This is a genomic window from Enterococcus malodoratus (assembly GCF_027659535.1).
GTDB classification, from domain to species: Bacteria; Bacillota; Bacilli; order Lactobacillales; family Enterococcaceae; genus Enterococcus_A; species Enterococcus_A malodoratus.
In genome coordinates, this window is sequence record NZ_JAQDPG010000005.1 from 229,973 (window position 1) to 255,862 (window position 25,890).

General features: G+C 40.0%; 30 protein-coding genes. 1 reads left to right on the forward strand and 29 read right to left on the reverse strand.

Going from position 1 to position 25,890, the window contains the following annotated elements:
* Nucleotides 1-52: 52 nt before the first annotated feature.
* From PGP85_RS10290 to rbsR, 6 genes are all read right to left on the reverse strand, one after another.
* A complete protein-coding gene (locus PGP85_RS10290; RefSeq protein ID WP_010742615.1) occupies nucleotides 53-355 on the reverse strand; it encodes a DUF5960 family protein in 303 nt (100 codons plus the stop codon).
* 59 nt (nucleotides 356-414) lie between these two features.
* Nucleotides 415-816, reverse strand: a complete 402-nt coding sequence (locus PGP85_RS10295) for a hypothetical protein (protein ID WP_010742614.1) — start codon at nucleotides 814-816, stop codon at nucleotides 415-417.
* A 161-nt stretch (nucleotides 817-977) separates the two neighbouring features.
* Nucleotides 978-1,865 carry a ribose/proton symporter RbsU gene (rbsU, locus tag PGP85_RS10300; RefSeq protein WP_010742613.1) on the reverse strand — a complete coding sequence of 296 codons (888 nt, stop codon included), beginning with the start codon at nucleotides 1,863-1,865 and terminating at the stop codon, nucleotides 978-980.
* A 24-nt stretch (nucleotides 1,866-1,889) separates the two neighbouring features.
* Complete coding sequence (gene rbsD / locus PGP85_RS10305; RefSeq protein ID WP_010742612.1) at nucleotides 1,890-2,285, reverse strand: D-ribose pyranase; 396 nt, start codon at nucleotides 2,283-2,285, stop codon at nucleotides 1,890-1,892.
* Between the two features lie 16 nt (nucleotides 2,286-2,301).
* Nucleotides 2,302-3,207 (reverse strand): ribokinase, encoded by a 906-nt coding sequence (gene rbsK, locus PGP85_RS10310; RefSeq protein WP_010742611.1) that lies wholly within the window; start codon nucleotides 3,205-3,207, stop codon nucleotides 2,302-2,304.
* Between the two features lie 106 nt (nucleotides 3,208-3,313).
* Nucleotides 3,314-4,306, reverse strand: a complete 993-nt coding sequence (gene rbsR, locus PGP85_RS10315) for a ribose utilization transcriptional repressor RbsR (protein WP_010742610.1) — start codon at nucleotides 4,304-4,306, stop codon at nucleotides 3,314-3,316.
* A gap of 239 nt (nucleotides 4,307-4,545) precedes the next feature.
* Between rbsR and PGP85_RS10320 the strand changes: the two genes are divergently transcribed.
* Nucleotides 4,546-5,472: an alpha/beta hydrolase gene (locus PGP85_RS10320; RefSeq protein WP_010742609.1), complete on the forward strand. Its 927-nt coding sequence runs from the start codon at nucleotides 4,546-4,548 to the stop codon at nucleotides 5,470-5,472.
* A 36-nt stretch (nucleotides 5,473-5,508) separates the two neighbouring features.
* Here the strand turns inward: PGP85_RS10320 and PGP85_RS10325 are convergent, their stop codons facing one another.
* From PGP85_RS10325 to PGP85_RS10435, 23 genes are all read right to left on the reverse strand, one after another.
* The gene (locus PGP85_RS10325) at nucleotides 5,509-6,471 is read right to left on the reverse strand and encodes a sugar-binding transcriptional regulator (protein ID WP_034708740.1); all 963 of its coding nucleotides are present in this window, start codon (nucleotides 6,469-6,471) and stop codon (nucleotides 5,509-5,511) included.
* Between the two features lie 330 nt (nucleotides 6,472-6,801).
* A complete protein-coding gene (locus PGP85_RS10330) occupies nucleotides 6,802-7,155 on the reverse strand; it encodes a PTS glucitol/sorbitol transporter subunit IIA (RefSeq protein WP_010742607.1) in 354 nt (117 codons plus the stop codon).
* 27 nt (nucleotides 7,156-7,182) lie between these two features.
* The gene (gene srlE, locus PGP85_RS10335; protein ID WP_010742606.1) at nucleotides 7,183-8,253 is read right to left on the reverse strand and encodes a PTS glucitol/sorbitol transporter subunit IIB; all 1,071 of its coding nucleotides are present in this window, start codon (nucleotides 8,251-8,253) and stop codon (nucleotides 7,183-7,185) included.
* Between the two features lie 13 nt (nucleotides 8,254-8,266).
* Nucleotides 8,267-8,800 carry a PTS glucitol/sorbitol transporter subunit IIC gene (gene srlA / locus PGP85_RS10340; RefSeq protein ID WP_010742605.1) on the reverse strand — a complete coding sequence of 178 codons (534 nt, stop codon included), beginning with the start codon at nucleotides 8,798-8,800 and terminating at the stop codon, nucleotides 8,267-8,269.
* An 18-nt stretch (nucleotides 8,801-8,818) separates the two neighbouring features.
* On the reverse strand, nucleotides 8,819-9,196 hold the full coding sequence (locus tag PGP85_RS10345; protein ID WP_010742604.1) for a transcriptional regulator GutM: 378 nt from the start codon (nucleotides 9,194-9,196) through the stop codon (nucleotides 8,819-8,821).
* A gap of 56 nt (nucleotides 9,197-9,252) precedes the next feature.
* Nucleotides 9,253-10,503 (reverse strand): NAD(P)H-dependent oxidoreductase, encoded by a 1,251-nt coding sequence (locus PGP85_RS10350; protein ID WP_010742603.1) that lies wholly within the window; start codon nucleotides 10,501-10,503, stop codon nucleotides 9,253-9,255.
* A 528-nt stretch (nucleotides 10,504-11,031) separates the two neighbouring features.
* Nucleotides 11,032-11,673 (reverse strand): L-fuculose-phosphate aldolase, encoded by a 642-nt coding sequence (locus PGP85_RS10355; RefSeq protein ID WP_010742602.1) that lies wholly within the window; start codon nucleotides 11,671-11,673, stop codon nucleotides 11,032-11,034.
* A gap of 12 nt (nucleotides 11,674-11,685) precedes the next feature.
* Nucleotides 11,686-12,741, reverse strand: coding sequence for a s-methyl-5-thioribose-1-phosphate isomerase (locus tag PGP85_RS10360; RefSeq protein ID WP_270327398.1), 1,056 nt, complete (start codon nucleotides 12,739-12,741; stop codon nucleotides 11,686-11,688).
* Between the two features lie 69 nt (nucleotides 12,742-12,810).
* Nucleotides 12,811-14,055: an S-methyl-5-thioribose kinase gene (gene mtnK, locus PGP85_RS10365; RefSeq protein WP_010742600.1), complete on the reverse strand. Its 1,245-nt coding sequence runs from the start codon at nucleotides 14,053-14,055 to the stop codon at nucleotides 12,811-12,813.
* A gap of 97 nt (nucleotides 14,056-14,152) precedes the next feature.
* Nucleotides 14,153-14,506 carry a PTS glucitol/sorbitol transporter subunit IIA gene (locus PGP85_RS10370; protein ID WP_010742599.1) on the reverse strand — a complete coding sequence of 118 codons (354 nt, stop codon included), beginning with the start codon at nucleotides 14,504-14,506 and terminating at the stop codon, nucleotides 14,153-14,155.
* A 21-nt stretch (nucleotides 14,507-14,527) separates the two neighbouring features.
* A complete protein-coding gene (gene srlE / locus PGP85_RS10375; RefSeq protein ID WP_010742598.1) occupies nucleotides 14,528-15,532 on the reverse strand; it encodes a PTS glucitol/sorbitol transporter subunit IIB in 1,005 nt (334 codons plus the stop codon).
* 20 nt (nucleotides 15,533-15,552) lie between these two features.
* On the reverse strand, nucleotides 15,553-16,113 hold the full coding sequence (gene srlA, locus PGP85_RS10380; protein ID WP_010742597.1) for a PTS glucitol/sorbitol transporter subunit IIC: 561 nt from the start codon (nucleotides 16,111-16,113) through the stop codon (nucleotides 15,553-15,555).
* A gap of 39 nt (nucleotides 16,114-16,152) precedes the next feature.
* Nucleotides 16,153-16,665: a transcriptional regulator GutM gene (locus PGP85_RS10385; protein WP_251865512.1), complete on the reverse strand. Its 513-nt coding sequence runs from the start codon at nucleotides 16,663-16,665 to the stop codon at nucleotides 16,153-16,155.
* A 53-nt stretch (nucleotides 16,666-16,718) separates the two neighbouring features.
* Nucleotides 16,719-18,563: a BglG family transcription antiterminator gene (locus PGP85_RS10390; RefSeq protein ID WP_270327401.1), complete on the reverse strand. Its 1,845-nt coding sequence runs from the start codon at nucleotides 18,561-18,563 to the stop codon at nucleotides 16,719-16,721.
* A gap of 18 nt (nucleotides 18,564-18,581) precedes the next feature.
* Complete coding sequence (locus PGP85_RS10395; protein ID WP_010742594.1) at nucleotides 18,582-19,382, reverse strand: SDR family oxidoreductase; 801 nt, start codon at nucleotides 19,380-19,382, stop codon at nucleotides 18,582-18,584.
* Between the two features lie 141 nt (nucleotides 19,383-19,523).
* Nucleotides 19,524-20,549: an NAD(P)-dependent oxidoreductase gene (locus tag PGP85_RS10400; RefSeq protein ID WP_010742593.1), complete on the reverse strand. Its 1,026-nt coding sequence runs from the start codon at nucleotides 20,547-20,549 to the stop codon at nucleotides 19,524-19,526.
* On the reverse strand, nucleotides 20,542-21,387 hold the full coding sequence (gene rhaD, locus PGP85_RS10405) for a rhamnulose-1-phosphate aldolase (RefSeq protein WP_270327402.1): 846 nt from the start codon (nucleotides 21,385-21,387) through the stop codon (nucleotides 20,542-20,544). Before rhaD ends, PGP85_RS10400 begins: the two co-directional genes overlap by 8 nt.
* 27 nt (nucleotides 21,388-21,414) lie before the next feature.
* A complete protein-coding gene (locus PGP85_RS10410) occupies nucleotides 21,415-21,597 on the reverse strand; it encodes a hypothetical protein (RefSeq protein WP_010742591.1) in 183 nt (60 codons plus the stop codon).
* A gap of 22 nt (nucleotides 21,598-21,619) precedes the next feature.
* Nucleotides 21,620-22,315: an L-ribulose-5-phosphate 4-epimerase gene (locus PGP85_RS10415; RefSeq protein WP_270327403.1), complete on the reverse strand. Its 696-nt coding sequence runs from the start codon at nucleotides 22,313-22,315 to the stop codon at nucleotides 21,620-21,622.
* 15 nt (nucleotides 22,316-22,330) lie between these two features.
* Entirely contained in the window at nucleotides 22,331-23,392 is a 1,062-nt protein-coding gene (locus PGP85_RS10420) for a galactitol-1-phosphate 5-dehydrogenase (protein WP_270327404.1), read from the reverse strand.
* A gap of 21 nt (nucleotides 23,393-23,413) precedes the next feature.
* Complete coding sequence (locus PGP85_RS10425; RefSeq protein WP_270327405.1) at nucleotides 23,414-24,835, reverse strand: PTS galactitol transporter subunit IIC; 1,422 nt, start codon at nucleotides 24,833-24,835, stop codon at nucleotides 23,414-23,416.
* A 122-nt stretch (nucleotides 24,836-24,957) separates the two neighbouring features.
* Entirely contained in the window at nucleotides 24,958-25,260 is a 303-nt protein-coding gene (locus tag PGP85_RS10430) for a PTS sugar transporter subunit IIB (protein ID WP_010742587.1), read from the reverse strand.
* Between the two features lie 26 nt (nucleotides 25,261-25,286).
* Nucleotides 25,287-25,745, reverse strand: a complete 459-nt coding sequence (locus PGP85_RS10435; RefSeq protein ID WP_010742586.1) for a PTS sugar transporter subunit IIA — start codon at nucleotides 25,743-25,745, stop codon at nucleotides 25,287-25,289.
* Nucleotides 25,746-25,890 lie beyond the last annotated feature (145 nt).

Consider the following 25,890-nt stretch of genomic DNA (forward strand, 5'->3'; position numbering starts at 1 on the left):
AGCAAATAGAAAAAGACTTTCAAGTTTTTAATAACTTGAAAGTCCCTTAGCGCTATAGTTGTTCATCTTCCACAACTTCATATTCATATGGTGAACCTTCATAAAAAAATTGAGTTGAAACGGTCGCCTCATTGTCCATTGCGATCAACTCTTTACGAAACGGGAATCTGACTGCATGCCCTTTAATCGTATCTCCACCGGGTAAAATGTACGATAGTTTATCATCCGGTGTTGGTTTATTCAATTGCTCCATTACTTCATCGATCACTTGCTGCTGATCGATCGTTGCTGCCTTTGCGACTTTTTTATAATCTTCTAAAAATGCTGACTGTCCTTCAAAATAAATCATATCCATTTTCTTCACCCTTTCAACTTAACTGTACCATCTACAGCCATTTTCCAAAAACAACTCGCTTATTCTGTCAGATCCAAGTGTCCAGCTTCTGTTTGAAATACTGGCCAACTCCCAGTGAGTTCTACACGAATCAAAGTCAACTCAGGATATTCTTGAATCGCCATAATTAAAGAATCGAGTAATTTGTTTTGCAGAGCTAAATGCTCCTGCGGCGATAAGATCTTGTCTTGATCCAGTATTTCACGATAGGCTCGATTTTCTTGAACGATTTTGTGAAATGCCGATTTGAAGGCTCGTTCAACTTTTCGTGCGAATTTCATCTCATTATTTGTTGTATAAGCCACTTGTCCTTTTTCTACTGAAAAAGTCGCATAAATCAGCGGCACAGTAGAGACCGGCTTAACTGGCGACACATAATAAAAGGCCTCTTCTAAAATATCCAATGAGATTGTTAGTTTCATTATTTTGCCTTCTTCCTACTAATGAATATATTTTCTCAAAAGTCGAAAACTCCTTCTATGGTTCAATCAGAATTCTCTTTCCATGTTTGATTATAGCATTGACCGACAAAATTTTACTTTGGTTTATCTCAAACAAAAAAAGCTGTCAAAAATCGACAGCTTTAGATCATCACCGTCATCGCAGCCGCTGCTAGAATCAGCAACAAACCAACGATCGTAATGGTCATTTCTTTTTTAGTTTTCTTTTGACCTAAGAACCAGATACCCGTTAAGGTTGCCAAAACTACTGAAGTTTGAGACAGGATAAAACCAGTGGCTAAACCGTTCATATCCGGTTGTGCAGAGATCAAGTAAGTCAACGCAGCAAAAGCGAAAAAGAAACCAGAAAAAATATGTTTATAAGAAACAGGTTCTGCAAGAGCCGATTTCTCTTTATCTTTCACACTTAAAATTACTGAATAAACCAGCGCAACTATAAGCATGCCAATCGCTTGAGGCAGAAATGCGTGCATTCCATCAATGCTGGTTGCCTGCGGTGCAGCTGAATACGCCCAATAACCGATCTCACCAACAGCTAGTAAAAGCACCGCTTTTTTTAGGATACTTGCTTTTTCTTTGGTTTTTTCTTCTGTCCAAACCGTCATCCATGCTCCTAAAATAATTAATACTAAGGCTAAACCACCCAATAATTTGGCATTCATCCCCGGCCAATCACCTAGCGCAAAAACACCCCATAACGAGGCACCCAGCAATTGGAACGCCGTCGTTATCGGCATTGCTCGAGATGAACCAATCAATGTGAATGATTGAAAGGTAATGATTTGAGCAATCGCCCAGCCTACTCCAGAAAGAATCGAAAAGACTAAATCCATTCCTGTTGGAAGACCCATTCCGTTGAACACGGCAAAAACTAATGCAAAGATCAAGGTGCCTAAAGTCGAGCCTAAGATTTGATTTACTGGACGGCCGCCAATTTTTGATGCGATGGTTGGGTATAGTCCCCAACCAAGTAACGGTCCTAATCCAATCAAGATCGCTGTTGTATTCATATTATTTCCTCCTCGTAAAAATGCTTAAAATACGACGCCGCTCTCCAATAAAATATTGGCATAAGGGGTCATTTCGCCTGTCCGGATGAATGCTCGACTATCGTGCAGAGCCGACTTCATCTCGCTATGAGGAAGAAATGTCACTGGGGTTTCAGGTAATCGTTCTTGAATCTTTGTCAGCATTTCAGGGTTTTCCGTGTTGATTTCTTCTGCTAAATAAATCCGTTGAACAGCTAGTTCTTCTAACACATTATTCAAAACATCCATGAAACTCGGAATACCATTATCGACTGCTAAATCAATTTTTTCAGTTGTCATTGGCACTGGCATACCGGCATCGCCAATACTTAATTGATCAAAGTGACCCATTTGTGCGATTACGCGAGAAATATCTGAGTTGATGACTTTACTTTTTTTCATGCTAAAAATCCTTTCATTACTTCAATTCGTTTTTGTATGGAATAGATGGTTGAGCACCAAATCGTTGTACCGTAAGAGAAGACGCTTTGTTTCCATATTCGATGGCTTGTTCTAAGTTGCTGAAATCCTTCGCTAGGATACTGCTCATCGCACCGATAAACGTATCTCCCGCAGCAGTTGTATCCACCGCGTTTACTTTGAATGCCGGTATGATTCCGCTTCGACCGTTCACATCATAGAAGGCCCCTTTACTGCCGATCGTAATGATTACCGCTTCGATTCCTAATTGATGCAGATGATCTGACGCAGTTTTTAGACTTGCTTCATCCGTGACTTTGATCCCAGTTAAAATTTCTGTTTCGGTTTCATTCGGAATAATCATATCCGTAACTTTTAACAAGTCTTCTGGCACTTCTTCTAATGCTGGAGCTGGATTTAAAATCGTTTTTACACCGGCTTGTCGGGCGATGGTAAAAGCTTCGATCGTACTTTCTAAAGTGCTTTCAAATTGCGCAATAACAAAATCGCTGGCTTTGATCAATTCAGCATGCTCTTTTACTTGTTGCGGTGTGAAAGCGTTGTTGGCACCTGAATGAATCATGATGCTGTTTTCGCCTTGATCGTCAACAATGATGTAGGCTTGTCCTGTGGCTTGCTTTTCTAACGTTTGCACACCAGATAAGTCGATGCCTTCTTCTGATAAAAGTTCACGCATCATATCACCAGCGGCATCATTTCCGACTGCTCCAATAAAATTGGTGACTGTTTCAGAACGTTTCGCTGCAACGGCCTGATTCGCACCCTTACCTCCGCCAGCAGAGAAGATCTCCTTCGTGTGCATCGTTTCACCTGGTTTTGGCATTTGCTTCACCCGAATCGTGCGATCAAGGTTGATACTCCCAATGATTGTAATCGTATTCATTTTATTCACTCCATTCATAGTTGTCAGATTCGTTCATTTGATTTAAGTTAAAACGTTTTATTAAAACGTTTTAACTCGACACCAAAAATATAGCACAGCTTGAAAGCTATTTCAAGCGTGCAGTTGAAAATCGTTTGATCAATTGAACCGGCAGAGTCTTTTCTTCCCAATTTTTCTCAGGTTGCTCTACTCTTTCTAATAATAAATTCGCTGTCGTTTGGCCCAATTCATAGATTGGTTGTGCGATCGTCGTCAATTGCGGTGTGACATATTCACACATATCAATATTATCGTAACCAATCACGCTGTAATCCTGCGGAATTCTTTTCTCTACATCCGCTAATCCAAGATACAAACCAAAAGCTAATTCATCATTAATGGCAAAAATCGCAGTTACATCTGCCTTAACTATTTCTTTGGCTGCTTGACGCCCTCCATCTTTGGACAGCTCCGCATGAACCAATACAGCATTGGGATAAATCTTTTGAAAACCAGTCAGACGCGTCTGAATATTCTCTGTCGCATTTTCCGGTAAAACGACCGCTACTTTTTGATGCCCTAATTGATTCAGATGCTCACCAGCCAGTTTCCCGCCCGAAAGGTCATCGGTCAAAACAGCATCGCTATACCCTTCTGCCTTCTTTTGATCCAATACGATATAAGGAAGGTTCTTTTTCCGTAAACTGTCATTGATAGCTTGATTGGAGATCGCAGAACTAGCGATGATATAGCCGTCAACTCCTCGGCGGCTCAACTCTTCTAAATAATCGGTCTCTTTTTTCGTATCCAGATCAGCATTGCATAACATCGTTACAAAATTTTCGCGATACAAAACACCTTCGATTCCACGAACCAACGTGCTAAAAAAGGGATTCGTGATATCAGGTACTAGCACGCCAATCGTCTTGCTTTTTTTCATGACCATCCGGCGGGCAAAATAGTCCGGCTCATAGTTCAATGCAGCCTTAGCCGCCAGCACCTTCTCGACTGTTTTCGGACTGAATTTCTGCTCATTGCCGTTTAAAATTTGGGAGACCGTGGCGATCGAAACCCCAGATTGTTTAGCAACATCCTTAATAGTAATTTTCTTATTTTTCATCTGATCTCTCCTGCTTCAAACTCTGCTACATTTTCTCATGAATGACTTGCCCTGTAAATACACCAGCTGGCGAACTTGCTATGAACTAAATTTTTTTTTATACTGCTTAAGGGTACGTTCGTAGGATAGCGTTTTGCCGGCTAGCCCTTTTCAGTTACCTAATAGGTTTAATTGGAATAGATAGTTAAAGGCATACGGCTTAAAAATAAATTCCTTACTATAAAAAAAGGAGTAACAAAATGAACAAAACAACAAAAATTATTTTAGGAATCGTCCTAGTTTTAGTTATTGTACTGATTGCGGCAGGAAATTATTTCTATTCTTATGCCGTCGTTCCGGCAAAAAAAGATTTTCTGGCAGATGGCTCGGCAAAAAAATCAACCGAATTGATTACTGCCGAAAGCTGGTTCAACAATAAAGACAATCGCAGCGACTGGAAACTTACATCAGACGACGGCTTGAAATTATCAGCTTATTATCTGCCGGCAGAAAAAAATCAACATAAAACGGCTATCCTCGCACATGGCTACATGGGACAGGCTTCTGATATGCCTCAATATGCAAAAATATATCACGACCTTGGCTACAATGTCTTGATGCCGGACGCTCGCGGTCACGGAAAAAGTGAAGGAGACTATATCGGTTTTGGCTGGCCTGAACGAAAAGACTATCTGCAATGGATTGATCGCATCATCGAAAAAGATTCTCAAGCTGAAATCGTCCTTCACGGTGTCAGTATGGGGGGAGCAACCGTTATGATGACTAGCGGTGAAAAATTGCCGGACAATGTCAAAGCCTTTGTCGAAGATTGCGGCTACAGCTCAGCCAAAGGGGAATTGAATTACCAATTAAAAGAAATGTTCAATCTGCCATCATTTCCATTGATTCCTGTCACTAGTCTGGTAACAAAAGTTCGCGCAGGATACTTTTTTGGTGAGGCCGATGCTATCAAACAGCTAAATAAAAACCATCGTCCAATGTTGTTTATTCATGGTGACAAAGATGATTTCGTGCCTTATTCAATGTTGGACGAAGTTTATAACGCAACTAAAGGACCGAAAGAAAAGTATGTGGTCCACGGTGCCAAACATGCCGAAGCACTAAGTAAAGACCCTGACATGTATCAGAAAAAGGTTACTGAATTTGTACAGAAATATGTCCACTAATCTTTTTAGTTAACTACTATACAAAAAACGAGACACTTAAAGTGCCTCGTTTTTTGCTTGTTCTAATAAATACTCAGCTAAGGTATCCGTCACTGTTATATGAGTAAAAATTTTCGTTTTCGTTCCCACGTACAGAACATCTTTTTTACTATCTTCATAGCAGGCAACAGCTACATTGGAAATTTTACGCACATCCTCAACACCTAATCCAATGACATTTTCATTGATCTCACAAGTCACTTCCTGACCCGCCGAATCGATAAATTTCGAGTTGACATCCCCGATCACATTGAGCTTTTCCAGTTCGTCGATATCCTGCTGATCGACATATCCGATCTCGGTCATCGTATTATTTTTAGAAAAAGGACTAGCGATTCCGACTAAAGCGAAATCAACATTTTTCCCCGCCTCTAAGACATCCCGAATCCCTTCATTTTCGACCAGACTTTTCTTGATAAAGGCATTATCCACCAATGCTGGTGCATACAAATACTTACACTTAGCCCGTAATTTTTTTGAAAGATCATAGGCCAGCTGATTGGAATGGACATCGACCATTTCTGATCCTAGTCCGCCAATCAATGGAATAATGGTGGCATCTGCATGATTTTCATAAGGATACTCATCAACGATTCCTCGCAGCATTTTGCCCCAAGAAAGTCCAATCGTTTTAGCCTTAGCAATTTCTTTTTGAAAGGCCGTGATCGCCGTTTGAACCAATAAACGTTCGATTTCATCTTTTCGTAAACTGCTGGTATCTAAAACTGCGGCCTTTTTTAACCCGAATAGCTCTTCTAAGGCCAGTTCTAATTCGATTGAATAAGCGCTCTCACTCTTTATAAAAATATCAACAACGCCTTCATTTTTTGCGTCATTCAAATACTTTGAAACCAGCGAACGAGAGATGCCCAATTGTTTGGCGATCTCCGACTGTTTCAAATTTTTTTTATAATACATCGTAGCTACTTTTACGATGTCGCGATTATGTTTTATAGCCATTATGATCCCATCCCCTGAACAACTTTTGATCTCATTCACTATACGGTTGATTCCAATCTCACGCAAGTAGGAAAAAGTCATGACCGAAGCTGCTTTGTTTATTGTATTCGCAACTCAACGGTCTCCTAACCATCATTAAGCTTAAAAATAATTCAAATCGTCGTATCTTGCAAAAAGTAAAACTCTTAATGAATAATTGTACCTTCGTAGACTTATCCCTCTGCTTAATTAGTAGAATTCATCATACATAAACTCGAGATATAACTATTACTAAGAGCAGAATCGACAAATGAGGATGCACCAAATTCTGGCACATCCTCGACCTTCGGATTAAATAATTTCGATCACGCCGCCGACTTCAAATTCTGGAAAAATACCTGGACTGACAATAATCGCTCCTGGTAAGATTTCTCCAATTGCGTTACGAAAATAAATCGAGATATGGCCTAATTCTTCAAAATTCGCATTTGCCTGTGAGCCGACTTCTTCGATCGTAAACTCCTGATCGCCAAATTTGACTTTTCCACCAACTTTTAAGGCATCACTTGGGCGATCCTCAAACTCATGAATCACACAAATATCTCTCAATTCTGCCGTGGCAGAAGGACCAAACAAAATAATCAATCGTTCTTCTTCAAATGCTGGCACCATGCTGCCGATTTCTATAATTTTAGATTTTACCATCCGTCCATTCGCTCCATTCAAACTATTTTAATACATTCCGAAACTAGCTAACCATGCCAAGATTACAGCCGTGAAACCAGTTAACATCCGGCTGTAAAGAATCGCTGGTACACCGATCGATACCGTTTCTGGTTTTGCTTCTCCTAATGACAAGCCCACAGGAATAAAGTCACATCCGGCATGAGCACTGATAGCAAATAATGCTGGCAATGCATATTGAACCGGAATCGATCCATTAGCAATCTGTGTTCCAATCAATACCCCGATAACCTGAGAGATTACCGCGCCAGGACCAAGAATCGGAGACAATACAGGGATGCTACAAATCAAAGCTAAGACGATCATTCCTGGTAATGAACCGGCTAGAGGAGAAAGCACTTTTGCTAACCAATCACCAATTCCAGTATAATTGATAATCCCTACGATCATACTGATAAAGGCCATAAATGGAATAATATTTTTCAATAGCATGTCCACAGCATCACGTCCAGATTGATAGAAGGTACTCATAACACCACCAATGGCACGAGAGAAGCGGACTAAGAAACTGTCTTTTTTCGCTTGTTCTTCTGCATGATCTTCTTTAATTTTCGAATAGCGTTCTTTAAATTCTTCGTCAGACTCTCTGCCTTCTTGTTTAGTCACGATTTTTTCTGTTGCGGCTGCCGACTCGGCATCTGTCTTATGAGCATGATTGATTGCTGCCATTTGCCGTTCTTCAAGATCTGCATTTTCAACTAGCTCAACATCTTCGGGACGAACACCTGAAACAAAAATATCTTCCGTAATGTGTTTGGACAACGGACCTGAAGGTGATGATGGCAATACATCAACCGTTGGAATTCGTTTCATCGGATAAACACCGATTCGAGCCGTTCCGCCGCAGTCAATTACAGCACATAACGTTTCTTCTTCTGGAATCGAATTTTTAAATCCATCACAAGGAATACAACCAGTCAAATCAGCGATTTGCTGCGCTACGGGGTGAATTCCGCCACCAGTAACAGAAACAACTTTATTTTTTTGCTCAGTAGGCGTTAATGTCAGACCAACACCCCAACCTTTATTTCCAGGTTTTACAAATACTGTTTTGTACATTATGCTTCCTCCTTTACGCGGCTGCTTTCTTCGCTTCTCTAGCCATCATGAATTTCGTCAATTTTTCAGTTACGATCCCACGCATCAAAATCACGACAACCCCTACTAAAAAGTAGCGAACTGCCAAGCTTGATTGACTAAAACCGGCCTTCGTAACACCGTTCGCGATTCCTAGATAAACAAATAATTCACCTGCGTTAGCGTAAGGGAACAAACCTGTTACCGGATGGACAAAAGAGACCGCCGCATCATAAAAAGCTGGTTTTTCTTCTTCTCGTACGAATTTCCCAAAAGTGTAAGCCATGGGGTTCGTTAACATCAGAACTGCCAAAATCGGCATCAATGAATAGCGTAAAATCATATATTTTGAACAATAGCGGATTGCTCTGTCGACACGTTCTTCACCAATAAATGAGATAACTGAATAAGTAAATGTTAAAAGTACAATTAATAATGGGACGATTCCGGTCATGTACCCCATAAACTGTTCGCCGCCGGCTTCAAACATACCAATAAAGTTTTTTCCTGCCCATTCGATATATTTCATTATAAAATTCCTCCTTTTCTAGGTAACCGCTTCCAATTTGCGTGTATAAATTTGCGATAGTGCCTTTTCAATCTGAGGTGCTCTTTTTTGTTGTAATGCTGTACTGTAGTTGACTAATTGCGCCCCCTTGAAGGATGGTTCCTCTTTGAAACGTGCAAAAATCGTCAATCCCTTACAGATATAACATTGAATGATCTTTCCGTCAGCATCGACAACAACTGCGACGATTACTCGCAAAATTTTTCCTTTAACGACTTCGGTATAAAATTCATACTCGCTACCCGCTTGTTCAGTCGTGATTTTCTTGATGAAACTTTGATAGTACTTCACCTGAACAAGACTAAAAAGACTTTGACAAAGCATTAAAATGATCACAACAATAACTAATCCACTCATAAGCTCCATCCTCTCCAAAAGCAGATGAGGAATCCCTCATCTGCTTTACCTTTGCCTTAATCGCCAAACGTTGAATCTTGAAGTTTCCGCAAACGATAGACTGTTGTCGATTCATCGATCTCGATGTCATCATACGTCAAGAATGTTCCATCTTTGATGTCGCGTTTCGCAACGGAAGAACCACCAACTAAACCGATTGGTACATTGTTGTTTTTAACTAAATCAGCGTGCGTTTCTAACACACCGCGGACACAATAGCCGCCGATACCATCGATTTTTTCTCCTGCTTTGATGTCCTTTTTCGCTACCGCAACTGTTTCAGAAATTGGAGCGCCTAATGGAACAATCGCATGATCATGATTTAAGACTGCTTTCGCAATCGTAATCGGTGTTTCTAAGCTAGCTAAGTGATATGGCCGATATAAGATGTGATGGTCACGGTCGCCTTTTTTCATCAAATAGCTTAATTCATGACGAGCCCCATCATTTTGTCCTTTAACAATCACGAAGACCCCTGGCGCTAAACCGTCAACGTATTCCACTACGCCGTACTTATCTAAGACTCCGCCGTTTTCTTTTAAATCTAAATCTTTGACTACTGAATCAACGTCTCCGCTAATCCCGTGCATTCCTACTTTGTCAGGAATAAAACCGATGGCATTTGATAATAAATTCATCTCAGCCATAGTCTTCGTTCCATCTTGGAAAGCCGCCAACATATGACTAGACATTTGTTTAGAGTCCGCTTCTGCTTGGGCTGTATCGGGGTTGGCTCCAACCTTTAACTTATTGTTCTTACCTTTACCTGCAACTAAAACTTCCATACCCATGCTTTTCGCAAACTCAAATAATTCAGTCGTTGCAGCAGGCTCATCACCGTCGGAACCCGTATAAACTAAGTCCGCAGAATCATACATTTTCTTCATCAATGGGCCAATTGTGATATCCACTTCCACGTTCAGCAAAACAATGTGTTTTTTCGCCAACAGTGTCTCTAACGAAATTTGTGCACCAACTTCGGGAACTCCCGTCGCATCAACAATAACTTCTACCTTATCCGAATGAATAATTTCTTTAAAATCTGAGCTAACTAAGATATCCACTTTCTTCTCTGCACTTGCATTGTAAGCATCCGCGGCACGTTGTGCAGCATCCTTATTGATATCACTGATCCCTGTTACTGCCATTCCCGGAATCGTTGAAATCTGAGCAATCATCCCAAAACCCATTTGACCTGCACCAATTACCCCAACTTTGATTGGTGCGCCATTTTTTTCTCTTTCCAAAAGCTTCCCATAAAGTGTCATTATTACCCCTCCATACTTTTTTGACATATGACAATGCTTTTGACATATGCCTTAAGACAACTTTAGTATAACACCGGTCGAAACTATGTCAACGCTTTCTTTTCACAAACTATCATTTTATATTAAATGGAACATATGTTACAAAAGTGATTTGTACCGTAAAAAACGTGATATTTCAACAAACAACCAATATTCCTTACTAAATTAAAATGGTTTTAAAAAAAGAATAGCCTAATTTGCACATTCTTAAAATAACTTAAAAACCAATGCGTTGACATTGTGGTAATCCTGGATTAAAAATGAAAAAAAGGTTTTAATTGATTATCTATTCACAATCATAGAAGTATATACGATCTTATTAAGATAGTAAAAAAATCAAAAAAATATATTAGACCAATTTGAACAGGTCCCATTTACCCTTCAATTGTGAAAAAACACACGATGATATCTTTGCGTAAGATGACTCTGTTCGACAGTAGAGAAAAAACAAAAACGCCGCTTTAACTTTTGTCAAAGCGGCGCTTTTTCTTATTGTTGTCCATAGGTTGCGAATTTCTCCAAAACCTCTTTCATTTGCTCTTGGTTCAATAATTTGGGAGTTCCGATACATCGTGCACGGTAGTCTAGCTTCGCTAAAAATTCAATGTCTTTAGCTACACCGAAAGCGCTGGACAAATCAGGTCCGATTGTAAGAACCCCATGATTCCCTAATAAAATCCCATTGTCTTCGTGGATAAAATTAAAGGCCTCTTCAGCTAGTTCACGGGTTCCAAAAGTTTTATAATCACAACAGCGAACCTTTTCACCGACAGAGCCGATAATGTAATGCAGCGGCTCGATCTCTTGCTGCAGACAAGCAAAGGTTGTCGCATATTCTGAATGCGTATGAACCACTGATCGTACATCTGGACGATTCACATAAAAAATACTATGAAGATCATATTCACTTGAAGGTTTGCGGGCTCCTTCTAAAACTTTACCATGAAGATCCATCAAGACAATATCTTCTGGCTCCGTCTCAAAATAAGGAATTCCACTAGGACTGATCAGCATAGCCTGCTCCTCAGGTAGATAAATACTGATATTACCGCCCGTACCTGTAGTTAATTTTTCGGTGATAAGTTTTTTGCCATATTCAACAATCATTTCACGTTCTTTTTGATGTTTCATTTTCTACTCCAATCAATAAAAATTATTTTCAGGCTGCTCTATTAAATAGCGTTTCAAATCGTAAGGTGAAAAAATTCCGCGATCAGTCACGACTGCGCCGATTAATTCAGGCGGAGTGATATCAAAGGACGGATAGATCGCTTTGACTCCATCTAAAGTATGTTTGATCCCATTTAATTCCATAACTTGTTCCGGATCTCGCATCTCGATCTTGATACTTTCGTGACTGATTTTATCCGTATCAGGAATACCTGTCACAAAATAAGGAACTCCAAAACGCTGAGCTAAGATCGCAATTTGATACGTCCCAACTTTATTAGCAATATAGCCGTCTTGAGCAATCGTATCGGCTGCCGATGTAAATAGATCGATTTTTTCGTGTTCCATCAAATAAGCAATCATATTATCAGAAACAACGGTCGTATCAAATCCCATCTCCGCGCAACAGCTGGCAGTCAAACGTGCACCTTGTAAATACGGACGAGTCTCTGCACAAAAGAAGCGCAGCGTCTTTTTCTGTTCGATTGCTTCCCGCAGCAGCATTCCGATAATCGTTTCTCCAAAGCATTGCGTTAAAACCGTACCGTTATCAGGAATTTTTTCGATCAAATATTTTGCCACTTGATCCATGGTGTAGTAACGTCGATTCAAGGAATCGATCGTGTTTTGTTTAATAGCCTCCGTTGGATCTTGTCCCATTTCCAACGCAAGCTCTGCGACTGCCACACACTTTTCAGTGATTAATGACATTCGATTGGCAGTGGTTGGTCGAGCATTAGCGATCGTGTGGGATGCTTCTTTCAGATACGCGATCTGTTCAACCCGCGCTAAATTCTTGCTTTCTTCCGCCGCTAACGCCATACCCATTCCCGCTGCGGTGTAAGGTCCGGCACTTTGAGTCACCATATCAGTGATCGCTTGTGCCACGGCTTGATGGTTCTCACATTCGACAAATTCCACTCGAGTCGGATATATTCGGCGATCTAGAATGCGAACTTTTCCGTTTTCGTACCAAGCAACATTTTCATATTGCAATAATGTTAGCATCGTATAATCTTGTCTTTCCAACTTATTCACCTTCTAATTTGTTTTAAGATACTTATTTAAATATTCTAATGCTGTTTTGCTTTATTCAATCTATTCATTAGATAAGTCTGAGTGAATATCTAGCTCATTCATGCCATTGACTAGCTGGCTGCCGCTGGTAATATGTTGACGATTGATAATTAATTGGATACCTAGTTTTAGCAGCATTCGTTCAGCCGTAATTTTTTTCTCAGAAGAAATAAGTGACAATTCTTTGACCTTCGAATCACCTACAACTCTACGAATAATCTCTGTTCCGGCATAACCAACAGCATCCGCCAAAATTTCTTGTAGCATGGTCTCTTTAAAGGCGCTGTTGCGATACAATGGAAAGGTTACTGCTTGGTCGTAGTAGGTTTCGAGTTTTTCTTTCACCTGATCGTAAACTGCAGCAATCGTGTCTTTACTCCACTGGTGAAACACTTGATCAACTGTCGAATCAAACAGATTTTTAACCAATGGAAAATATAAATGTGCTAAAACGTTGCCGATGTCATAACCCGCTGGACCATAAAAGGCAAACTCAGGATCAATCACTTTTAATCCGGTTTGATTGACAAAGATAGAACCAGTATGAAGATCCCCATGTAATAACGATTGGGCATTGTTCATAAAATTATTGCGCAGCAGCGCAACTTCTGCTTTTAACGGGGTATTTTCGTATAAATTTTCTTTGACGAACTGTTCATTGCCAGAGGTCAAAATATTTCGCTGTTTGTAATCGTCATAAGGCTCAGTAAAAACCAGATCTTCGCTGATATCGCACATTTCGGGATTAATAAAATCCTTAACTCGCTGTTTTTTCACATCACGATCTAAAACAATATCACTAGTTAAAAGCAATGTGCGAACCAAATATTCCGTGATTTTCTCACTAAAATCAGGAAAAATTTTCTTCTCAATCAATTCGTAACGCATGTTTTGATAGTCCGAGATATCTTCCATCGTCAAAGCATACATCTTTTGATCATAATAATAAACTTTCGGTACAAACTTTGGGGCCAACTCATTTTGTAAACGTAAAATTTCCGCTTCGATTCGATTACGATCAATAGCCAACAATCGACCAGAAGAACGCAGCCTTACATCTGCTTGCTTGATTATCAAACTTTCATGTGTGGCTTCATTCACTACACGAAAAACATAATTGATATTGCCATCACCGATCTCCGTCACTGTTATCGGCGCATTAGCAGGGAAAGCAGCTAACTCCTCCACGATATATTGTTTGACCGTCTGTATATCCATTAAAAAATGTTCCTGATACGCCGGCAATTTCCTCGGTGTAAGTTTCATATTATCGCCTCATTCATTTAAATTCTCAGGACAAAAAAACACTCATCTAAAAGTGTACATTTAAACTAGCTAAATGCAACTCCTAGATGAGCAGTTCTTAATTAATCGCAATTTTTGTTCCAACAGTGATTGTCGGCATTGCTTTGTCCTCCACATAAAGTGTTCCTGGGAGATCCGCCGTTTCCGAACCATCGAAACGCAGGGTAATATGCCCTAGATCATCGAGATTCTTCTTTACTACATCGCCTACTGCTGTAATTTTGTAGGTCTGATCATCAAATGAAAAGTTCATTCCCGCCATAATTTCGGCTGTAGATGGGGTCAAGTGGATGTTATAACAGTAATCTGCTAACGTCTCCGGCGCATCATTGCCGAAAAAAATCAGCATCTTCTCTTGTTGAAACATCTCTGCTTCCGGGCCAATATTGGTAACTTGCGTCTCAAAAATCATCTTTCATCTCTCCAAACATTTTTAACTGTATAATCCAAAACTAGCTAACCATGCAACAATCACCCGAGGAACACCATTCAAGAAACGTGAATATAGCACGGATGGTACACCAACCTCCACCGTTTCTGCTTCAGCCTCTTCTAAACCTAATCCGACCGGGATGAAGTCACAAGCATTTTGTGTATTGATGGCAAATAAAGCCGGTAATGCTAATTGCGGCGGGATATTTCCTTTACCGATTTCTACCCCGATCAAGGTTCCCAAAATCTGACTGATGACTGCCCCAGGTCCCAATAACGGTGATAAGAATGGCAATGAACAGATAAAACCGATAATGATCAATCCGAAAACATTCCCCGCTAATGGTTTCATCAAATTGGCAAAAACGGTTCCGATTCCAGAGCCTTGAATGATTCCGATTAACAATGATACGAAAGCCATAAAAGGGATGACGGTATTGATCATCGTCTGCACACCTTCACGAGCTGATTGATTGAACGTCGCTACGACTTTCCCGGCACCCATCCCTATTTTAGCGATAAAACTTTTTTGTTCCGCTTTTTGTTCAGTGATTTTTTTATCGGTTGAATATTTAAATTCACGCTCCGGCTTTTCTTCAGTAACAAAGGCCGGCTTTCCAGCAGTCTCTTCCGCGTCCGCCAACATAATTTGATTCTCACCTACTGCTGAAACATAGATAGCTTCATGAATGTACTGTGCTAAAGGACCGCTCTTTCCTGTTGGTACAATGTTGACCGTGGGAATATTTTTTTTCGGGTAAATCCCGCAGCGCAATGTCCCGCCGCAGTCAATAATTGCTAAAGCGATTTCATTGTCCGGTATGGAAGTCTTGAACCCATTGACCGATTTCATGCCAGATAACTCTTCGATTTTACCCACAATACTAGGTTTGTCTCCGCCGCCAGTCACATAAACAAATTTATGTTTTTCATCGGTTGGTGTAATGACTAGTGGTCCACCATATCCGCCAGAACCTTTTACGATTTTGATACTATTATAAGCCATTTCTTATTTCCTCCTCAATCCTATTCTGTCACTGCGACTTCATCGACTTCTTTACTCAACTGAATCCCTTGTTGTTTGCAGACAAACGCTGTAGTGAAGTCCGTTGTCCAACCACCGATAAAGTTCATAACTAACCCGACAAACATATAACGAATTGCTAATTCCATCGAATTCAATCCCAACTGAGTGATCCCTTGAGCGATTCCCATCCATACAAATAGTTCACCTGGATTGATGTGAGGAAAAACGCCATTGCTGGTATGACAAAATTGCGCATTAGATGCATAATAACTTGGTTTATAGAACTCCGGTAAAAAACGCGCCATCGTAAATGACATCGGATTGCCTAACATAAATGCAGAAACAAAGGGTAATACTAAGTAACGGGTAAACGGATTTCTTGAGGATACTTTTGCGACTTTCGTTACTCGCTCTTCTCCTAAAAAGGCAATCAGCGTATTCATCGCTACCATCAACATCAAAACAACTGGTACAATACCCGTCATCCAACTAATAAATGTTTCTGCACCTGTTTGGAAAAGGCTCATGAAGCCTTCTGCAAATTTTGTAATATAATCCATTCTTAAACACTCCTTTTTATATTATTGAAGCTTTATATTTCACTTTTCATGATAGGAACTGCGAAATGCGGAGTTCTCATCCTTTTTTGATAGTTTTTCTTGAATCGAAAGTTTCATTAATGACAATTGATTTCCTAAATTGAAAATTGGTGATACTGGTGCCTTATCCTGATGATTGCCTTTTTCTACTTCTAAATAAATCTTTTGTGCATTAGCAGCTGCTTGCCGGGTCAATTTATTTTCATTTGTTAGTATGGAAGAGTCTGTTAATTGGTGAATATCAATACCTGTGAATTGCGGACGCGGTTTGAAGCGAGCCAATATCGATGTTCCTTGCATCATCTCTGCCTCTTGAATAATTCCCGTACTATCAACTCCTAATAATAGAATCGTACCTGAAGCGATTCTGCCCGGACGGCGGCCGATTGCAACTTTCCCTTTGCGTTTCATTCGAATATAGACAGAATTAAAATTCTTGATTTGCTTCATTCCTAAAAAGATTTGGAGAATATAAGCAATAATTGCAATAGCTCCTAAAAAAAAGATATTCATGCGATATTCGCTCCTTTCCAGTACAAAGAGTGATCCTTTGTACAACTGCCTCCTCAGTAACCTTTTACCAACAACCGACGATACTCCTCTTTACTACTGATCTGCTTGACTTGTTCTCGTAATGCTTCATTAGAAGAGATTACAAAAATCGTATCGTAAAAACTCAATAACTCATCCTCCATTGCTAACGTTAGATTTTCTGGAATAGCCACCAGAAAAATCAGTTCAATCTCTTCCAACGACGGTCCCTCTGAATAGATTCCGATCGTTACCAGAATTTCTTCACTTTGATGATTGATTCCGTGAGGAAAAGCAATGCCATTATCGATCACTGCCGATTCTTCCTGTGCTTTGGCCAAAATGTAAGTCTTAAAAGAATCATCAATTAATTGCTTAGCACCTAATTTTTCTAATAAAGCGACTAGATTTTCTTCATAGGCCTGCTGTTTGTCCAGTTGTTCAAAAGAAAATCGAATATGCTCAAACGATGCGGCCTTTGAAGCGACAATCCGCTTCCATTCACTTAAAAGCCAATTCTCATTAAATAGATCCGTTAACTTTATTACCGCGGTAGTTGCCTTCGTATGCTTCAACGGAACCGTCGTAAATACTGCGAAATAGCGATCCAAATCCTTTGTCTCATATTCTTCTTCGGAATAATGTGCAATTCTGATATTAGGACCCAAAACCGTTGCTAGCTGACGCTTAATCATTAGTGCCGTCCCTTTGCCCGTATTACAAACCACGGCAATTTCTTTCATCTTTGGTTGAGCATCCGATTTTAATGCTAATTCAAAATAAATCGCTAAGTAAGATAGCTCTGCTTGTTGATTTGGTTTCTTTAAGAAATCGGCTAATGCAGAGATGCCTATTTCCGCTAGCTCATGTGCAAAAGCATGCTTTTGCTTAAACTCCTCGCGAAAAATATCGTAGGTTTCAACCTGAAAGATGATTCGATTGATCAAAAACATAAAATGGGCTCGAATATTTTGGAACAATCTTTCTTGATCCAAATTAATGATCACCGCTTCGTTGATTTGATCCATCATATAGTTAAACAGGATTTTTACTTCTGCATTATCCGCTTGATCCTCTGAAACCAAATTATTGTTGAAAATATTTAACGGGAAACAAAGAAAGTCAAAATCCAATTTACTAATTGTCAAACTATAATCCGTTGCTAAATTAACAAATAATTCTTCTAATAATTGATCATCCGCAAAATAATTAACATAATAAGGCACTGCTTGTGTTAACGACTTTCCAGCTTGAATTCGTTGGATCGTTAAAATAATCGTCTTTTGTAATAATCCCAACGTCCCAAAATCTAATTTTTTACTTAATGCGATTTCATCAATCCGCTGCAATAACTCATCACTTAAAGTAGGCTGCTCCAGATAATCATAGGTGTGATGCAGATAAAGCAGTCGCAATTGTGATTCTTTCCCAGAGATTTTCAATCCTTTGTTAGGTGTACCAATTAGGGAGATTTGATACCCACTCATTATTTGTTTCAAATTCCGCAAATCTTTATTGACCGTTGAACGACTGACTCCTAGTACTTCCGACAGATCATCGATTACAATATAGCCTTCCTGCTTCATAAAGCAATCGATTAAAACCGCGATTCGCTTTGTACTGGAATTGAAATCTGTTTGTTGTTTTAAACTGCCATTCATAATCTCTGAGAATTGTTGAGAATCCATCACTTTTAACGAATAAATATTTTCCCTTTCTTCAATTACTGCAACGCGTTCCATCTGATCATTCAGCAATTGAATCGCTTTTTTGGTGGTTTGTGCGCTTGTATCGGTTATTTTTTGCAACTCATTCAAACTCAAACGATCATGAGTAATAAAATGCTGCAATAATTGATACCAGCGATTGATCAATGCCATCTTATTACCCCACCTTCTTTATCCTCGTGTCTTTCCTCCAGCAACATTGGTCGTAACACCTGTAATATAACTAGACCGGTCAGATAAATAATAGCATACTAAATCGGCGACTTCACTGAGCTTCCCGCTCCGTCCCAAGGGAATTGTCGTGGTTTTATCATAGTTTTTTCGAAGCTCTTCAACCGAGATTCCTCTTGTATAAGCTAAGGCTGTTTCATACGCTTCAGTTCGTAATCCAGTTTCTTCCATAATTCCTGGTGCAACTCCTACTACCCGAATTCCCTGTTTTCCTAGTTCTTTAGACCATGAACGCGTGAAACTATTGACTGCTGCTTTCGTTGCGGCGTATGGACTTTGTCCTTCCGATCCTTCCAGACCACATTCCGAAGACATGTTGATGATCACACCTTCATGTCTTTTCATCATTGTCCGTGCCACTGCTTGTGTCATTAAAAACAACCCTTTTTGGTTAATCGCCATCATTTTGTCAAAGACAGTATCTGATAACTCAAACTGCCCATGTGGATCTACCTCATCTACTAACAAACGAGGAACATTAATCCCTGCATTGTTTACTAATCCATCGATTTGTCCTAACTCTTCGACAACCTTCGTGATGTTTTCTTCCACTTGCTGTCGGTTTGAAATATCCGTTTGAAAATAATACAGATTCTCGTGAACAACCTTTCCTGGTTGAAGATCGAAATTTGCAACAACTACTCCTTGACCTAGTAATTCATCAATAATACTTGCCCCAATTCCTGAAGAACCTCCTGTTACGATCACTTTTTTTCCTGCAACGTCTAACCAATCTGACATTTCGTGTTCCCTCCTCTTAATTACAGGCCAAGTATAAAGCGCTTTCCACAAATGATTAATACGCTCTTTTTTTTTAGTTTAGAAAAAAAGGTGCACTAATTTGTGAAAAATGAACAAAAAAGCCTAAGTAGACGAATCTACTCAAGCTTTTTGCAATACTCTATTCATTTCTGCTTGTAGCAATTGTGGAGAGCGCTCAATTGCGTCGATCGTATCACCCGCAATATGTGAGGTGATCACAACATTGTCTAATGCCAATAATGGTTCGTTCGGATCAATTGGCTCTTTCCATAGTACATCAATACCGGCACCAGCGATCCGTTTTTGTTGTAAGCACTCAATCAAATCTGATTGATTAACAATATCTGGTCGAGCCGTGTTTATTAAATACGCGCTGGGTTTCATTAATTTTAATAAAGAGTGATTGATCAGATTCTCTGTTTCGGGTACTACTCGCAAATGCAAGGACACTACGTCGGAATGACTAAAAATTTCCTGCAGACTTTTTAACTCGATTTGATAGCCTTCTTGATCTAAAGTAGTCTGATCTGCAAAAGCATCATATGCGCTGACTTCCATTCCTAAAGCAGTTAAACGCTTTGCAACAATTTTTCCGATATGTCCTAGACCGACTAATCCAACTTTTAAATTGGAAAATGAGGTTTTATAGATATCATTAGAAAAGGTTTGGGGCCAGTGACCGCTCTTTACTTGAATAGCTGAGGATGCGATATTACGTACAGTAGCGTACATTAATCCAATTGTAAAATCTGCAACAGGCTCAGCATTACGAATGACATTGATCACTGAAAGTCCAGCTAATTTCTTTACTGCTGCTAAATCAATATGTTCTAATCCGCCGCGGCAAGTCCCAATAACTTTTAAATTTTTCGCATGCGTCAATAACTTCCGAGAAACCGGCGCCAGATGAACCAGTAGATATTCGGCCGTCTCCACTGCCGCCAGTATCTCTGAAGACAGTTCGAATTCATTCGGACCCTCTCGCTCAAGTATTTTGATAATTTCGCGAAATTCTGAACGAGATTTATCTGCATGCCATTCAAATGCTTGAATCGTAATCGGGGATTCGATCTTTAGACCTTTTGCTGCATCCGCCAAATTATCCGCTGGAACAAATGGATCACCAATCACGACTACATTAGACATCCTGTTTGCCCACTTCCGTTAGTACCCCTATTTTAGGTTTCACGTGAAACTTTACAGCCAAATCTAAGAGTTGCTGATCAGTGATTTGCTGCTTAATCTCTTGTCTTGTTGAACAAATTTGTAAATAAATTTGCGCGGCCTTTTCCGCTGTTTCAACTAGACCAAAGGCATCATCCATCGTTTGTCCTGCCCCCATAATCCCATGATGCGGCCAGATTACGATCCTTGTATCACACATTTTTTCTGCTGATGCTGCCCCCAGCTGACTGGTTCCCGCAACCATCCACGGAAGAACTGACACTCCATCTGGAAAGACCACTAAACACTCTGTAATCATTTGCCATAACGTTTTTGTGAACTTCTTTTCATCCAACTCATGTATAAAAGTCATCGCAGATATCGCGGTTGCATGTGTATGCAAAATGACTCGATGTTTTGGGTCTTGGGTCATACGAACTGCATGACATTGCAAATGTGAGGCCAACTCACTGGTCGGCAGAGCACCGCTTTCTAATCCCCATAGAAGTTCATAGGTATTCCCTTCCGCACCAATCCGAATGATAGCCAAACTATCAGCGGGATTCTTTTGAACATTTTTGAAATATTTTCCTGAACCAGATACGAGAAATATCTCACCCGCCAAACTTTCAACGGCAAATTCTAATGCAGCTTTCGTTTTCACTTGATTAATATCGAGATAATACTGTACTTCTTCTTGCGGCAAACGATAACTAATATTGCCGCCATTTCGCTCCGCCCAACCATAAGCCCATAACTGACTGGTCGCCTCGCACATTTCTTGAATAAAAGGAGCTTGACTGATTTCATGAAGTGCCATTTCATCATCCTCCGTTGATTACATGTTTTAAAGGAGGATCGTAATTAGTCGCGCTACGATCATAAAGGCCACACCTAACAAACCATGAATCCAATATGTCTTACTCTTTACTACATCTCCATTGGCTCCAATGACAAGTTTTTTAGCGCCATCAAAAAAGACTTTGATAAAAAAGGCCAGTCCAATCAAAATAAACAATTCGCTAATCATCTTAATCCTCCTAAACTACTAGTTAATTCTGTCCATAATAGGCATTTGCACCATGCTTACGTAAATAATGCTTATCCAACACTCGTTGCGGCAACTCCTCTGCGAAGGTATTCAATTGCCGTGTTAATAGGTTCATTTTACAGACTTCTTCTAACACCACCGCATTCATTACTGCGCTGTGCGCATCTTTCCCCCAAGTAAAGGGACCATGTCCATGAAGTAAGACTCCCGGCACCTCTAAAGGTTTAAGTTCACGCTGCTTGAAAGTTTCGATAATCACATTTCCTGTTTCGTGCTCATAGCCTTCATCAATTTCATATTGTGACAAAAAGCGTGCGCAAGGAACTGATCCATAAAACGTATCGGCATGCGTTGTTCCCATCGCCGGAACATCTAGGCCTGATTGTGCCCAGGCCGCTGCCCATGTCGAATGAGTATGGACGATTCCGCCAATTTCTGGAAATGCTTTGTATAATACTGCATGAGTCGGTGTATCAGATGAAGGGTTCATTTCACCTTCAATTACCTTATTATCCAAATCAACGACGACCATATCATCAGCCTTCATTTCTTCATAGCCAACGCCGCTAGGTTTGATCACAAAATATTTTGTCTCAGGATCATAGGCACTAACATTTCCCCATGTATACTTAATTAAGCCATGTTTAGGTAACGCCAAATTTGCCTGAAATACTTCTTTTTTTAATTTTTCTAACATCGATTCGGTCACCTCTTATTCTGGATTGACTGCAACAACGATTTTGTTGTAAGCAAGCTCCCGCTTAAACATTTTAGGCAGTACATCGGATAGATCTGCTAAAGCAATCTCATCACTCACCATTTCTTTGAATTTGATTCGCTGCTTGGACATTTCCTCCAGTGTCGCCTCCCAAGCACGACCAGGATAAGGAGCGGTATATGAATTCCATGAACCTGTGATCGTCAACTCTGCTCGCATAATGCGCTCTGCCTCATGTTCAGATAACGGCAGATCCTGATGTGAGATTCCTACCAATACCACAGTTCCATGCTTACGAGTAATTAAAAGTGCCTGCTTCTGAGTAAACTTACTGCCGGCGGTTTCAATCACAACGTGTACGCCTAAACCTGTTTCCGCCTTGATTGTTTCTTCTAAATCTTGCTCTTTACTGTTAATGGTTACGTCTGCACCAAGCTGTTTTGCCAAAGCTAATTTTTCATCAAAAATATCGACAGCAATCACTTTTTTCGCACCAAATATTTTTGCGATCTGAATCGCAAATTGTCCGATTGGACCACAGCCAAGTACCGCTACGGTATCGCCGACCTTCATATTTGAGCGTTGCATTGCATGCCAACTGATCGTTGCTGGTTCTACCCCAGCTGCTGACAGCAAATCCAAATCCTCTGGCATCGTTACACAGTGCTCTTCTGGAACCTTCACGTATTCGGCAAAAGCGCCATTACTGCCTGTACCGATTATGTTATAATTATCACTGAGTCCATAAGATCCTTCTTTTGTATATTCAGAATTGGGATCTGGAATCAGTGGTGCGACAGCGATCTTGTCTCCAACATGAACTTTTGTGACTTGGGATCCTACCCGATCCACAGTCCCACTAAATTCATGTCCTAAAATGAGCGGATACATTCTTGCACCATCTTCTAAGTTTGCGCGGGGTACATCTGAGCCGCAGATCCCCGCGTAAGCGACTTTGACTAATACTTCATCTTCACCTATCTCTGGAACATCCACCTCTTGAACTTCCAATACACCAGGTTTTACTAATACACTTGCTTTCATTTTTTTTGTCATGCTATCCTTCATCCTTCTCTATTAAGCTACCTTTGTTTTGGCTTCTGGAATCTCACCATTATTTTTCGCCGCAGCTCGTTCAACATATCCATAAAATGCTTCCTTATTTTTACGGAACAAGAAGTAAATAACAAAGTAAGCGACGATCGTCAGGCCGATCCACAGTGGATTCTGACTCAGAAAGGCTAAGAAAATCAGACCAAAAATTGGTTTTCCTAAAATATTGAAGCTTGTTACCATCAATGCACCAGCTGGCAATGTGACACCCACCGTTTGCGCGATTTCTGTAAACATTGGTGCAGTATATGAACACATATATAGTCCTAAACTGAACCAGATAACACCATTGATTAAAGTTTTTGCGATATTCCCATTTGATAAACATACCAATGCTTGAACCATATATGGGATTGCCAATAAATCAACTACCGGCAGTGTCTGATTTCCAGGTAAGATCATTGCGATAAATACCATGATTGGAATCAAAAGAATTCCTGAGATTAACGTTGCAGGTTCTCCATAACCAGTCGCATCATTTACACCTAGATACCATTCACGTCCTTCATTGTTGCCGCGGACATTTTTACTAGCTGCTTGTGAGATTGGGTTAAATGCTTGTGAGAAAATCCCAGCGACTTTCGGGAAGATCGCCATTACAGCACTCGTTGCGATCGCCACTTCTGTAATTTGCCCCCAAGAAGATAATTCTGCTAAATTACTGATATTTCCTAAAATCCCTAAAAATAGACCTAAGAACAATCCTAATGAAATCGGTTCGCCCAAGAAGCCTAATTTTTTTTGCAACCCTTGAGGATTTAAACGTACTTTATGCAGACCAATCATATTCCAAATCGGATCCATCAATAAGGCAAAAATTCCAGGTTCAATATTGTGCATTGCAATAATCGTACAGTTTGGATAATGATAATAACTAGACCATCTTCTAGCTAGCATTTCCGACAGCAACAGGCTATACATATTTAACAGACACATCAAGACAACCGCTAAAATCATATTTCTTGTAGCTAAGTAAACCATTGAACCCCAAACCATGTAGGAATAGTTATTCCATAAATCCGAAGGCTGAAACACATTCGTCCACTTCACTAAGAAAAGTACCGTTTGTAAAACTAAGGCGATCACTAGGTAGATCATACCGGCTTCTGTTGAATAGGCCACTAACGCGGTTGCTTGCCAACCGACATCAAATGCCGGAAGGTTGATTCCAGTTTGATCAACCATCTGTTGAACGACTTTCGAAATAATCGGGGTATATGAGTTCAAAATCAAGGTGAAGCCCATCAATCCTACACCTGCGTACAATCCAGATAAAAATGCTTTTTGAGTCTTTACTTTTAATACCTTAGCAACTACAAAAATCATCACGGGAACAAAAACAGCCGATCCAAATGTATCAAAAATGCTCTTTAATGTTTCTAACATCTCATTACTCCTTTTTTAGTTTAATGTATTTTATTTTTTAGCTTTACTAAAAATTTCAGCAAAAACCAATCCTTCGCTATTATTCTTTCGCAAGAAACCAAAAACAACCTTTGTTCAAAAAACTATTTTTCCAAAGCTAGCAAAACCCCATCGACTTCTTCCAAAAACTCATCTTCCCCAAAACCAGTTAGAAAACCAATCGCATTCACCACAGGAATCCCGTAGTCACCATCGGGCAATGGACTCGTATACGTAATAAAATCAAACTTGCCTGTTTTCGCTAAAGACAACGCCTCATTTGGATTCGCCTCTGTCGTATCAACGATGTAGCCTTTTTCTTCCAATGTTTCTCTTAATTTTTCTGCTACCATCGATGATGTCACTGTTCCTGATCCGCAAACGGATAACACATTGTATCTTTTCATTACTGTTCCTCCTTATTCTTTGTGCTTTACGCGATTTCTAATTCCATTTTTGCTATGATGTCATACATTTCTTCTGTAGACGATACTCTCTCTAAACGTTTCAATGTCTCAACGTCTTGGAATAGTCCCATCAATTTACTCAGCATCTTGACCTGTCCATCCGGATCTTCCACTGCCATTAAAATGACTAATGAGACATGAACTTTTTCTTCCGGATTAATCATTGAACAAACTTCGATCGGTTCTTTCAAAGTTGCAATGGCTAGAGCCGATTGATGCACATGCACACGATCGGTATGGGGAATCGCAATACCATAGTCTCCCATCTGCAGCCCTGTAGGAAAACCTTTCTCTCTTTCCAAAACGGCTGGAACATAGGTCGGTTTAACATACCCTTGTTCCTCCATTTTTTGCCCCAAAAATGTAATTATCTCTGCATAATCGTGCGGCTTCATTTTGCTAAAAAGCAACTCTCGTTTGATCACTCGATCCCTCCTATTCTGTTTTTTTGCTTCTTGCTTACCAAAAAGATAGCACGGAACCGCTTTCTTTTGAATTTCTTTTGAACTCATTTTTTACTGAACCTATTCCTTAATATTGGTATGACTTGCTGAAAACGTTGATTTCACA